The 12,611-nt window shown below is 46.0% G+C and carries 11 protein-coding genes and 4 tRNA genes; 14 read left to right on the top strand and 1 reads right to left on the bottom strand.

Annotation, left to right across the window (positions count from 1 at the left end; genetic code table 11):
* Positions 1 to 9: 9 nt before the first annotated feature.
* From hutU to MD588_RS13325, 5 genes are all read left to right on the top strand, one after another.
* Positions 10 to 1,719 carry a urocanate hydratase gene (gene hutU, locus MD588_RS13345; protein ID WP_265697829.1) on the top strand — a complete coding sequence of 570 codons (1,710 nt, stop codon included), beginning with the start codon at positions 10 to 12 and terminating at the stop codon, positions 1,717 to 1,719.
* Positions 1,720 to 1,744: 25 nt separating this feature from the next.
* Complete coding sequence (gene hutH, locus MD588_RS13340; RefSeq protein WP_265697828.1) at positions 1,745 to 3,277, top strand: histidine ammonia-lyase; 1,533 nt, start codon at positions 1,745 to 1,747, stop codon at positions 3,275 to 3,277.
* A gap of 230 nt (positions 3,278 to 3,507) precedes the next feature.
* On the top strand, positions 3,508 to 4,374 hold the full coding sequence (locus MD588_RS13335; RefSeq protein ID WP_265697827.1) for a fructosamine kinase family protein: 867 nt from the start codon (positions 3,508 to 3,510) through the stop codon (positions 4,372 to 4,374).
* A gap of 163 nt (positions 4,375 to 4,537) precedes the next feature.
* Positions 4,538 to 5,194 carry a hexitol phosphatase HxpB gene (hxpB, locus tag MD588_RS13330; protein WP_265697826.1) on the top strand — a complete coding sequence of 219 codons (657 nt, stop codon included), beginning with the start codon at positions 4,538 to 4,540 and terminating at the stop codon, positions 5,192 to 5,194.
* Between the two features lie 320 nt (positions 5,195 to 5,514).
* Positions 5,515 to 5,718 carry a CPXCG motif-containing cysteine-rich protein gene (locus MD588_RS13325; protein WP_265697825.1) on the top strand — a complete coding sequence of 68 codons (204 nt, stop codon included), beginning with the start codon at positions 5,515 to 5,517 and terminating at the stop codon, positions 5,716 to 5,718.
* Between the two features lie 96 nt (positions 5,719 to 5,814).
* Here MD588_RS13325 and MD588_RS13320 read toward each other — a convergent pair whose 3' ends face one another.
* A complete protein-coding gene (locus MD588_RS13320) occupies positions 5,815 to 6,426 on the bottom strand; it encodes a riboflavin synthase subunit alpha (protein WP_265697824.1) in 612 nt (203 codons plus the stop codon).
* A 436-nt stretch (positions 6,427 to 6,862) separates the two neighbouring features.
* Here MD588_RS13320 and MD588_RS13315 point away from each other — a divergent pair, with 436 nt between their 5' ends.
* From MD588_RS13315 to MD588_RS13275, 9 genes are all read left to right on the top strand, one after another.
* Positions 6,863 to 8,233, top strand: a complete 1,371-nt coding sequence (locus tag MD588_RS13315) for an MATE family efflux transporter (protein WP_265697823.1) — start codon at positions 6,863 to 6,865, stop codon at positions 8,231 to 8,233.
* A gap of 123 nt (positions 8,234 to 8,356) precedes the next feature.
* Positions 8,357 to 9,403, top strand: coding sequence for a DUF3080 domain-containing protein (locus MD588_RS13310; RefSeq protein ID WP_265697822.1), 1,047 nt, complete (start codon positions 8,357 to 8,359; stop codon positions 9,401 to 9,403).
* Positions 9,404 to 9,532: 129 nt separating this feature from the next.
* Complete coding sequence (locus MD588_RS13305) at positions 9,533 to 9,793, top strand: DUF5062 family protein (protein WP_265697821.1); 261 nt, start codon at positions 9,533 to 9,535, stop codon at positions 9,791 to 9,793.
* A 61-nt stretch (positions 9,794 to 9,854) separates the two neighbouring features.
* Positions 9,855 to 10,646, top strand: a complete 792-nt coding sequence (locus MD588_RS13300; protein WP_265697820.1) for a ParA family protein — start codon at positions 9,855 to 9,857, stop codon at positions 10,644 to 10,646.
* A 188-nt stretch (positions 10,647 to 10,834) separates the two neighbouring features.
* Positions 10,835 to 10,911, top strand: a tRNA-Val gene (locus MD588_RS13295).
* Positions 10,912 to 10,949: 38 nt separating this feature from the next.
* Positions 10,950 to 11,027 (top strand) — tRNA-Val (locus tag MD588_RS13290).
* A 57-nt stretch (positions 11,028 to 11,084) separates the two neighbouring features.
* A tRNA-Val gene (locus tag MD588_RS13285) sits at positions 11,085 to 11,161 on the top strand.
* Between the two features lie 56 nt (positions 11,162 to 11,217).
* A tRNA-Val gene (locus MD588_RS13280) sits at positions 11,218 to 11,294 on the top strand.
* A gap of 104 nt (positions 11,295 to 11,398) precedes the next feature.
* The gene (locus MD588_RS13275) at positions 11,399 to 12,583 is read left to right on the top strand and encodes a pyridoxal phosphate-dependent aminotransferase (RefSeq protein ID WP_265697819.1); all 1,185 of its coding nucleotides are present in this window, start codon (positions 11,399 to 11,401) and stop codon (positions 12,581 to 12,583) included.
* Positions 12,584 to 12,611 lie beyond the last annotated feature (28 nt).

Raw genomic sequence — 12,611 nt, 5'->3', positions numbered from 1 at the left:
GAGAGCCAAATGACGCAATCAACGTCTCAACATAAAAACCCACGTTTAGATGAAACAAGAACAATTATTGCCCCTACCGGGACACAGCTAAACGCCAAGTCATGGCTAACTGAAGCACCGCTAAGGATGCTGATGAATAACCTACACCCGGATGTTGCCGAACACCCTCACTCACTGGTGGTGTATGGTGGTATTGGTCGCGCAGCCCGTAACTGGGAGTGTTATGACAAGATTGTTGAAGTATTGAAACGCCTGGAAGACGATGAAACATTACTGGTTCAATCCGGTAAACCTGTTGGGGTATTCAAAACCCATAGTAATGCGCCGCGAGTCCTAATAGCCAACTCGAACCTGGTACCTCACTGGGCCAACTGGGAGCACTTTAACCAGCTCGATAAAGAAGGCCTGATGATGTACGGTCAAATGACCGCTGGTAGCTGGATCTACATCGGCTCACAAGGCATCGTTCAGGGTACTTACGAAACATTTGTCGCTATGGCTCGCCAACACTTTGATGGCCAAGCCAAAGGACGCTGGATCCTTACCGGTGGCCTTGGCGGAATGGGGGGTGCTCAGCCACTTGCTGCAACGATGGCTGGTTTCTCGATGATTGCCGTCGAATGTGATGAATCACGAATCGACTACCGCCTTCGCACAGGCTATGTTGATTGCAAGACAACCAGCCTAGATGAAGCTCTGGCTATTATTGAAGAGTCAAAACAAACCGGCAAGCCTGTCTCTGTCGGGTTATTAGGCAACGCTGCAGATGTATATCCGGAACTGGTAGCGCGCGGCATCACACCGGATGCGACTACCGACCAAACCTCTGCCCATGACCCACTTAACGGCTACCTGCCTAAAGGCTGGAGCATGGAATATACGGCCGAAATGCGTACCAAAGACGAAGCCGCAGTCGTGAAGGCCGCGAAACAGTCTATGGCCATTCAGGTACAGGCGATGCTGGCTCTACAAAAAGCCGGATCGGCAACCGTCGACTACGGCAATAACATCCGTCAGATGGCGTTTGAGGAGGGTGTCGAGAACGCCTTTGATTTCCCCGGCTTTGTACCGGCATATATACGCCCTTTATTCTGTGAGGGGGTTGGTCCATTCCGCTGGGCAGCACTCTCCGGCGATCCTGAAGATATCTATAAGACCGACCAGAAGGTGAAGGAACTGATCCCTGACAACCCTCACCTGCATAACTGGCTGGATATGGCTCGCGAGCGTATTCAGTTTCAGGGATTACCAGCTCGTATCTGCTGGGTGGGCCTAAAAGACCGTGCCCGCCTAGGAAAGGCATTCAACGAAATGGTCAAGAACGGTGAGCTGAAAGCACCGATTGTTATTGGCCGCGATCATCTAGATTCAGGCTCTGTTGCCAGCCCGAACCGTGAAACCGAAGGGATGATGGACGGGTCCGATGCTGTCTCTGACTGGCCGCTACTTAACGCCATGCTCAATACCGCATCCGGTGCAACTTGGGTATCACTACACCACGGGGGTGGTGTTGGCATGGGCTTCTCACAGCATTCAGGAATGGTTATTGTCTGTGACGGTAGTGATGATGCGGCAGAACGTGTCGGTCGCGTTCTGCGTAATGACCCGGCAACCGGTGTGATGCGCCATGCCGATGCCGGTTATGACATCGCCGTCAACTGTGCCAAAGAACAAGGCCTTGATCTGCCGATGATCGACAGCCAGTCAGAAACTCAATAACGATAGATAGCCAAAAGGACGTTGTATGTACCAATTAGAAATTAATCCGGGAAAGCTATCTCTTAAGCAGCTCCGTGAAATCAGCCGCCAACCTACATCGCTCTCACTCAACGAGTCGGCAATCGAAGGAATGCTGGAAAGTACCCGTGCAGTCGAACAAATCATTGCCGAAGACCGAGTCGTTTATGGTATCAATACCGGCTTCGGCCTGTTAGCCAATACCCGTATTGCCGTAGAAGATCTGGAAACACTCCAGCGTAGTATTGTGCTTTCTCATGCAGCAGGTATCGGCGAGTTCATGGACGATGCCACCGTACGCCTTATGATGACATTGAAGATCAACAGCTTGGCACGGGGCTACTCTGGTATTCGCCCGCTGGTTGTAAATGCGCTTATTCAGCTGATCAACGCAGAAGTCTATCCTTGTATCCCTAAAAAAGGCTCGGTGGGTGCATCAGGCGACCTAGCCCCCCTTGCCCACATGAGTACCGTACTGCTGGGCGAAGGTCAGGCTCGGTATCAAGATGAAGTCATTTCTGGTGCGCAGGCACTTAAGATTGCAGGCCTTGAGCCAATTACGCTGGCTCCAAAAGAAGGACTTGCCCTACTCAACGGCACACAGGCATCAACGGCTTTTGCCCTTGAAGGGCTGTTTGCGGCAGAAGACCTGTATGCTTCTGGCATCGTTTGTGGCGCAATGTCCGTCGACGCGGCACTAGGTAGCCGCCGCCCATTTGATCCTCGCATCCATCGCGTCCGTGGTCATCGTAGCCAGATCGACGCAGCCATGGCTTACCGCCACATGTTGGATAAAGACAGTGAAATCGGCCTATCACACCAACAATGCGAGAAAGTACAGGACCCTTACTCATTACGTTGCCAACCTCAGGTAATGGGTGCCTGCCTACAGCAAATACGCCACGCGGCCGATATTCTTGAAGTTGAAGCCAATGCTGTTTCTGATAACCCGCTAGTGTTCGCTGACGATGGCGACATCATTTCGGGTGGTAACTTCCACGCAGAACCTGTTGCAATGGCGGCTGATAATCTAGCCCTTGCCATTGCCGAAATTGGCAGTTTATCAGAGCGCCGAATGGCACTATTGATCGACAGCGCGCTAAGTAAGCTACCCCCGTTCTTGGTAGATAACGGAGGCGTGAACTCCGGCTTCATGATTGCCCAGGTGACTTCCGCAGCCCTGGCTAGCGAAAACAAAACGCTGGCTCACCCGGCTTCGGTAGATAGCTTGCCAACATCAGCCAACCAGGAAGATCATGTCTCGATGGCAACATTTGCCGGTCGACGCCTGACCGATATGGCGGAAAACACCCGAGGTATTCTGGCCGTCGAGCTGTTGGCTGCTTCGCAAGGGCTGGATTTCAGAAAGCCGAACAGAAGCTCGGAGCGTATTGAGCAAGCCAAGGCGCAACTGCGTGAACGTGTAACTTTCTATGACAAGGACAGGTACTTCGCGCCAGATATCGAAAAAGCCAACCAACTTCTTAAAGAAGCCGCTTATAACCCGCTAATGCCGGCTCAGTTACTACCAAGCCTGTAATCCCCCCTTAAGCAGAAAGCCGGAAAGCATTTTTCCGGCTTTTTTCATTATTTTGTCATGCTTTTGATTCATCTTCTTGATGTTGATTTAGCTATCATTTCAGCGATACGACAGACAAAGACAAGCTAAAACCTTGATAAGCGCACAGTTCTTTGTTCAATAAATAGACTAAGATGTTGAAGTGAGACTGAAAAATCTCGTTATAATCTTGATCTACCGTGGAGGATGCTATGTGGCAAGCGATTTCTCACCAGCTTTCAGACGTGTTAGGAAAACCATTCAAAATCACTGAAAGGGAAACTCTTGAAGGTGGTGATATTAATGACTGCTACTGTATTGGTGACGGTAACGATCGTTTTTTTCTGAAACTCAATGATCGTGACCTGCTCGTAATATTCGAAACCGAAGCTGAAAGTTTACGTATCCTCAATGAAGCTGATTGTATTCAGGTCCCCCAGTTTCTACATCTCGGTACCAGCCGTGATAAATCCTTTTTAGTTTTAAACTACTTACCAACTAAAGTGCTCGACAATGAAGCGGCTTATACCCTTGGCCAAGAACTAGCTCGTCTACACTCTTGGGGGGAGCAGGCAGAGTATGGATTTGACTTAGATAACTACATCGGGCTCACTCCTCAGCCAAACAAATGGCGCCGTCGCTGGTGTCGGTTCTTTGCAGAGCAGCGCATTGCGTGGCAGCTACAGCTTTGCAAAGAGAAAGGAATTGATTTTGGGAATATCGATACGATCACCAGTAGAGTGATCGATCTACTCATGCACCACCAACCGAAACCGTCTTTACTCCATGGCGATCTTTGGCATGGCAATACCGCTGTTACTGTTACCGGACCGATTATTTTTGATCCCGCCAGCTACTGGGGCGATCGAGAGTGCGATATTGCGATGACCGAACTATTTGGTGGTTTCCCTCACAGTTTCTACGATGGTTACCAATCAGTTTGGCCTTTGGATGATGGGTATCAAGAACGCAAAGAGCTATATAATCTATACCATGTCTTAAATCACTGTAACTTGTTTGGTGGAAGCTATATCGCTCAAGCCGAGCATTCAATAGAAAAACTCGGCCTACTAAAGTAGCTCCTCAGTTTTTCTAGCTAACATCCATCAGAATTATTCTGAGGTATATGTTATCTTCAGTGAAATATTACGAGTTGAGCATTTATACCTAAGCTACCTCAAGCAAGGTGATTGGGTATAAATGCTCAACTTGTTTTTAGTACTTTTATATTGAGATTGATAGATGTTACAAGCTGCTGTTTTTGATATGGATGGCCTGTTGGTCGATTCAGAACCGTTTTGGCAACGTGCTCAAGTTGAAGTTTTCTCTTCGCTTGGCGTACAGATTGAACAGAAAGATACCTTGCAAACCATGGGATTGCGCATTGATCAAGTCGTTGAATTTTGGTTTGGCAAACAACCTTGGCAAGGCCCCGACTGCGCCGCCGTCACCGAAATGATTGTAGTTCGAGTTGAAGAACTGGTTAAAGAATACAAACCTATGCTGCCAGGCGTAATGGAAGCCATTGATGCCTGCGAACAGCTTGGCTTGAAAATTGCCCTTGCCTCTTCATCGCCAATGCGTTTAATAAAAGCGACCCTCGAAGCACTGTCACTAGAAGAGAAATTTTCAGCAGTATTATCTGCCGAGCACCTCCGCTACGGGAAGCCTCACCCAGAAGTCTATATCAATGCAGCCGACGAGCTTGGCGTACCTCCACAAGCCTGCGTTGCTTTTGAAGACTCCGTTAATGGTTTACTGGCAGCCAAAGCCGCCCAAATGATAGGAATCGCGGTACCAGAAAAAGCCTATGCCAACGATGCCCGTTGGGCCATTGCTGATCATAAACTTTCCTCGCTTCACGAAGTAAACAAGCAATTGATTGCTGGCATCCAGTAAACAAAAAAATACTGAAATGATGTAAAGGTAACCAGGCTTGCCTTTACATCAAATTTAGTACCCTCGCCAAGTTCCAAATGTTCCTAAATTGACTTCTTATAAAATAATTAAGAACTTACAAAATCATAAACGTCCAGCGTAACTGAATAATATTCGATTATTCTGTCAGTATTTGTTCAAAATTACCGAAGCTATCAAACTTTGCAGTTAATTCTCGGCAAAAACGATTTTCAAACGCTAAAGTTTAGTTATGGGTTAATTGTCCAACAAGTAGTAAGGAAGCTGGCTATATGTGCTCAGCACTATTTAAGGAGTACAATATGAAGAATTTTACAGAGCAAGGGGTAACCTGCCCTCACTGCGGTCATCACATTAGAATTACTCTAGATACCAGTAACGGTAGTCAGGAGTTTTACGATGATTGTCCTGCCTGTTGCCATGCCATACATTTGACGATGGAAGTCGATGATCAACACAAAACGATTAATCTTTTTGTTGATGCTGATGACGAACAAATATTTTAATCAATAACAATTGGAATATATTCTATAAGCCAGCTAAATATAAATATCCCTGTACAAAAGATGCAGGGATATTTATATATTCACCAGGCAAATAACTTAAATTGATTTAGCTGCTAATACTCTTTCTACCGTATCAACAATCGCCTGGGTCTGGGGGTCGATTTCAATGTTAACCACATTGCCACTCTGGCGTTGACCGAACAACGTTCGATTCAGGGTCTCAGGTATCAAGTGAACGCAGAAACGATCCTCTTTCACATCACCGATAGTCAATGAACAACCATCAATACCGATGTAACCTTTCCGCAGAACATACTTTTGATAGGCTTGAGGTAAGTGAAACCAGATAGTGCAGTTATTTGGAGTGGTTATTACCTCACAAATCTCTGTCGACACGTTTATATGTCCTGACATCGAATGACCACCAATTTCGTCACCAAACTTTGCAGCCCGTTCAATGTTGACCTCATCGCCCACCTTCAACAAACCTAGATTGGTCACTTTCAGCGTTTCTTGCATCAAATCAAACGAAACCCGATCGTCATGTATCTCGGTCACCGTTAGGCAACAACCGTTATGTGCAACTGATGCACCTATTTCAAGACCTGTTCGTAGTTCTTCAGACATTTGAATCACGTGGGTCTGAAATTGGTCTTTCTTAATAAGGCTCACTACCTTCGCCGTTCCCTGAACAATACCGGTAAACATACTCTCTCCTGCAAACCTTCTTCAGTTTGGTTTTCGTTAATGATTCAGCAATTTGTCTACAAAACTGGAGGTTGTTTTCAGTTCCGCTTGACTTTGTTCGTTCAACTAACCGCCATTTATCTCGAATAGCAATGGTATCACAGCTCTAAGTGGCTACTTCTTCAAACTATCAAAAACTTATACAGCCATCTAAATAAAGTCATTTGAGTGGGATGGTGAACCGAAGATCCTTTAAGGGAATTGCTGCTGATTCATATGTTCAATAAGATATAGTGAATCAAATAAAGCCGTTTTCGATATAGCGGTTACAATATTACCAACATATTGATGGGGTCTTCAGAACGCTCTTCGATAAACAATTGTATCAACGACAGTAGAGGTTATAATCCACCGCACGAACTATTTGTATTACTTTTCTCTGCTTCAGGAGCCTTCTGTGCATAATTACAGGCGCGAAACGCGTCATTTACTAAAGCTCGCCATCCCAGTACTCATTGCCTCTGTTGCTCAAACGTCAATGGGTTTTGTTGACACCGTCATGGCTGGTGGCGTTAGTGCGACTGACATGGCTGCCGTCTCTGTTGCAGCGAGTATTTGGCTACCCTCTATCCTGTTCGGTGTGGGCTTGCTGATCGCGTTAGTTCCTGTTGTTGCGACACTTAATGGCTCAGGAAAAAAACAGAAGATTCCATTTGAGGTACAACATGGTTTCATGCTGGCAGCCATCGTCTCATTACCCATTATTTTAGTGCTATACAATGCTGGCGCTCTGATAGACATGATGGATGTAGAACAAGAACTTGCAAATAAAACTATCGGCTATCTACACGCAGTGTTATTCGCGGTTCCTGCCTTCCTCTTTTTTCAGACCCTTAAAAGCTTTTCTGAAGGCTTGTCTCTTACCGTACCAGCCATGGTTATTGGCTTTATAGGTCTTGCCGCTAATATTCCACTCAACTGGATCTTTGTATACGGCAAGTTCGGTGCTCCAGCGCTGGGCGGGGTTGGTTGTGGCGTCGCGACCGCTATCGTGTATTGGCTCATGTTTTTTTCGATGTTAGTCTACATTAGGCTTAACAAACGGTTAAATTCGATCGGACTATTTAGCCACTGGCATACACCTCAGCTCTCGGCTATTTCACGCCTGTTTAAACTAGGTTTACCCATTGCCGCTTCTATCTTCTTTGAAGTCTCACTCTTTGCTGCCATCGCATTGCTAATTTCGCCTCTTGGTTCAATTACCGTAGCGGCCCATCAGGTAGCGAGTAACTTTTCTTCATTAATATTTATGATCCCAATGAGCCTGGGGGCGGCATTGAGCATCCGTGTCGGTCACCTGCTCGGGCAAAAAGATCTAGAAGAAGCCAAGATTGCTTCTCGCTGTGGTTTGCTTGTCGGGCTTGTTATTGCCATGCTGACCGCGCTCTTAACCGTCATGTTTCGTGAACAAATTGCACAGATGTATACCGATAACCCTGAAGTTATCCTTATCGCGGGGCAACTCTTGTTCTTGGCGGCAATCTACCAGTGTACCGATGCCGTACAAGTTGTCGCAGCAGGGGCACTCCGAGGGTATAAAGACATGCGTGCTATCTTTATTCGTACCTTTATCGCCTACTGGATTCTCGGCCTACCGATTGGCTATACCCTCGGGTTGACGAACTGGGTTGTAGAACCGATGGGCCCGCATGGCTTCTGGATCGGCAATATTATCGGCCTGAGTTCAGCGGCCATCATGCTGGCAACCCGAATGCATTGGGTGCATAAGCAGGACGATGACCATCAGATAGCAATGTCTTTGCGCTAGGGTGTGCCCCTCAATTACATTCCACAGACTTTAATTAAGATGAAAAGGCGACCATAGGTCGCCTTTTCTTGTTGTTTTACCATAATAAAAGAAGTCCCCCCAAGACCAAGCAAAGAACATGCGATGGCTAAAAGCGACCTATTCCATTTTCTAACTCTGTTACTGCTTTTTCTTTTAGTTCAGGGCTGTGACCGAAACTCTGCAGAAGCCAGTCTCCAAAACTATAATAAACGGCTCGCCAAGGTATTGGACGTTTCTCCTTCGCCAAAACCCGATACCGACATCCCCGTATTCGCTGCCCCCCGCGACCTGATACTGCCCATAAGTGATATTCGCATCGGCTTGCTGGATGCTTACGAACTCAGAAAATGTGGCCTATTTCAGCTGATCGCCGAACGCAATTCAATCCTTGGGAAAGTCAGAGACAGAACCCGCCAATTTCACTATGAATTACTCTTTATGGATGGGTTAGAGCACTGCATCGATACCCTTCCCATAGACTCAGGGCTACTGCCCGACCTCAAGCAGTTCCACCAGCTTAAACGTCAGCAATTGTCCGTCTATTTCTGGAATATGCTCACCGCGGGTGAAGAGTGGCGCAAACAATTGGCCATTTACTACCGGACTTTCTCGCTCAACAATTTCCCTGGACTCATTGAGAACCAAGAAGCTATCCATTACCTGCAAACAATTCATCACATGATCCAAGCGCAAGAGACTGTGCCTCCCAAACAGGCTGAAAGGCTACTGTTTCATCAACAACAAATTCATCCCTATCGCTATTTCGGCCAGCTGGTCTATTCAATGGCACGCACCAGAGACTGGCTAGAAGCCACAATTAAACTACTGGAAGCCAATGAGCATAATATTCATTGCGGCCCAAACCGCAATCAGCAAAAGGCCGAGTTTCTCAGCAATGTCTTTTTCCGCTTTTTTGTCACCGATATTCAGCCCTACCTCGCAGACCTAGACTCTCAATACCGACAAATCCAGAAACCACTTCAAGAAGTCCTTCAGCCACCATCAGTAATTTCTGACGAATTTTCAGTGTATTATCAAAACTATGTGGCCGGGGAGCTTTTCGACAGCTTCAGACAGGCAACACTGGCTCATGTGGAATTCTGGCAACGTACTTTTGAGCGGTGTGGAATTAAACTAGGTATACAATGATCAAATAACCGTGAGTTTGTTGTTTAGATTGATCCCGTTTCACTCTAATATAAAACACAGTTGATAGGTATTTGCTCATCTCCTCCTTAATGAAGAAGATAAGCAAATCCGTATTGCAAGGAGCAAACAATGAAGAAACATAAGAATGAAGCCAAACTCCTAAAGAAAGCCTTAGAGCTAGGAATGGCGTTTGCTAAAAAGCAAGGATATGGTGACTTGGATAAAACAGTCTCGCCAAAAGATAAGGTTGAGTGCATCTACCGCCTTCTCGTTGAGGCGAAACAAATCACGCCACTTGCCATCGATCAGGAAGATGGCCCCAACATGAAACACAAGCTGGTGTTATGGATTTCAAGGCTACTGCCGCCAGATCACGAGTTACTACAATAACCCCCCGATATTTTAATCAATTAAACTTATTTTCAATCAGATAGCGTCCAAGGTAGGAACAATGCGTCGTGTTATATTCAATCAGAAAGGTGGCGTCGGAAAGTCGAGTATTGCCGCTAATTTAGCCGCACTAAGTGCAGCCAAGGGTTATAAAACGCTGTTGATTGACCTAGATGTACAAGGTAACAGTAGCCATTATCTCGGCTGCGATATTAACGTCGAAAATAAAAGAACAGTAGCGGATTTACTTAACCAAACCGTTGGCTGGTTTTCAGTATCGACACCAGTGAAAGAATTTCCTCAACCGACATCATTTTCAAACTTGGACATTATTCCTTCTAGTCCTAAGCTCGAAAAAATTGAATCTGAGCTTGAGCGTCGCTATAAAATCTACAAGCTTCGCGATGCTCTTGATGAACTAGAGAAGATCTATGATCGGATCTATATCGATACACCGCCTAACCTGAACTTCTTTAGTAAAGCCGCATTAATCGCAGCCCATAGCCTGTTAATTCCATTTGATTGTGATAGCTTTTCGCAACAAGCTCTACTCACATTGCTAAACAATGTGGCAGAGCTACGGGAAGACCATAACCCCAACCTTAATGTTGAGGGAGTTATCGTAAATATGTTCAACGCACAGGCGAACTTCCCATCACAGATCATTGCTGACTTAAGTGAACTCGGCCTACCAATCCTGCAACCCTATTTACCGCAGTCTATAAAAATGAAAGAGTCTCACTACCACCAAAAACCACTTCTTCATATATACCCAAGCCATAAGCTCACCAAACGTTTTGAAGAACTGTATGCAACGCTGGAAAAAGAAGCTGTGACAGAAATCGAGCAATAACAATAAATTGTAATCGCGTTAATGAACAAACAGTTAGCGCGATTAAACCAATAGTTGATTAAGAGCTTTTCATTTTGCACAAACTGTAAGCAAACAAACATTTTTTTCTGATTTTATCGATACTTGGTCTTGAACCACTGCGATGAAGTGTTTAATATCCACCTTGTTCTCAGCGAACAACAAACAGTACGACCGTAGCTCAGCTGGTTAGAGCACCACCTTGACATGGTGGGGGTCGGTGGTTCGAGTCCACTCGGTCGTACCAATTTTCGTATAAGCTAACCTTATCGAAAGTTAAAATTTGCGTCTGTAACTCAGTCTGGTTAGAGTGTCACCTTGACATGGTGGAAGTCGGTGGTTCGAGTCCACTCAGACGCACCAGATTTTAGTAAACTGCCCCACTCCTTGAGTAAATGCGGTTTACAACTAAAAGATAATACGACCGTAGCTCAGCTGGTTAGAGCACCACCTTGACATGGTGGGGGTCGGTGGTTCGAGTCCACTCGGTCGTACCAAACATGCTGTAAGGCATTGATAGCAATCAACCAGTTGTTATCACACAAAAGACAATACGACTATAGCTCAGCTGGTTAGAGCACCACCTTGACATGGTGGGGGTCGGTGGTTCGAGTCCACTTAGTCGTACCAAATTCTCATAGAGAAGCAGAAAGCCTGTTCGAAAGAACAGGCTTTTTTGTGTCAGGGCATTATAAAAATGATTCGGTTTGGTATTACTGGCCTATCATTACCTAATGACTTTTATCTCCGACATTGTTTCCAACTACGTCCATGAAGCCTGTGTATCTGAAATTAAACACATGGCCATGCTGAGTGCCAAGGTCAATGACGCTGTATCTCTCGCCTGGGGATTGCCTTCCTTCAAAACTCCAGACTACATCCGTCAAGCGGTTATCAAACGACTGATACAAGACCCTGATGCAGGAAAATATACCTTACCGGACGGGCTCGCGGAGTTTCGCGAATTAGTGGTTAAGAAACATCTGACAGAAACGGGAATCCAAGTCTCTGCTGATGACAACGTGATGATCACTGCCGGTAATATGCAGGGGTTAAATACAATGTTCCACACCATGCTCGATCCCGGTGACGAAATCATTCTGACAGATCCCTGCTTTGCCTCCCATATCCAGCAAATCATTATGTTCAACGGCAAGCCGGTTTACTGGCCTTTGATTGAAGATAACAACTGGTGCTTAGACCTCAACCTGTTACCCAATTTAATTACTGAAAAAACTCAGGCAATTGTGCTGGTTTCACCCTCGAATCCCACAGGAAAAATCTTTACCGAACATGAATTACGACTAGTGGGAGAAATCGCCAAGCAACACGGTATTCTGGTGATCATTGATGACCCCTACAGTGCTTTTACCTACGAAAGTGAGGGAAAGTACTTCAACCTTGCCTGTATCGAGCAATACCGAGAGCATATTGTTTACCTACATTCATTCTCCAAAGCCTATGCCATGAGCGGTTGGCGTTTGGGTTATATGATCCTGCCTGAGGAGCTAAAACGGGAGGCGATGAAGGTACACGATGCAACCATGATCTGCGCCCCGCGTATTTCCCAGTTAGCGGGTATCACCGCCCTTTCTCTGCCTTCAAACCACAAGCAAGAATTTGCCACGGTTCTGAATAAACGCCGTCATTTAATGGTCGAGAGGCTGTCCAATGTACCTTCTGTTTTTTCCTGGCAAAAACCAGAAGGTGCCTACTATATGTTCCCCAAAATTCTGGTGGAACATTCTGATTCAAAATCGTTTGCCATTGATCTGCTGTACAAGGCTAAGGTGACAGTTACACCGGGCAGCGCATTTGGCCCCTCTGGCGAACACCATGTCCGTATGGCCTACTGTGTTGATGAAGACACAATCAACCTCGCCTTTGACAGGATAGAAAACTATTTTTCTGGCTATTAGACCGTTAACCAATCAGTAAACCACTAAT

Source organism: Photobacterium obscurum (genome assembly GCF_026191635.1).
Taxonomy (GTDB): Bacteria; Pseudomonadota; Gammaproteobacteria; order Enterobacterales; family Vibrionaceae; genus Photobacterium; species Photobacterium obscurum.
Note: the sequence above shows the minus strand (reverse complement) of the source record. Positions and strands in the feature narration are given on the sequence as shown.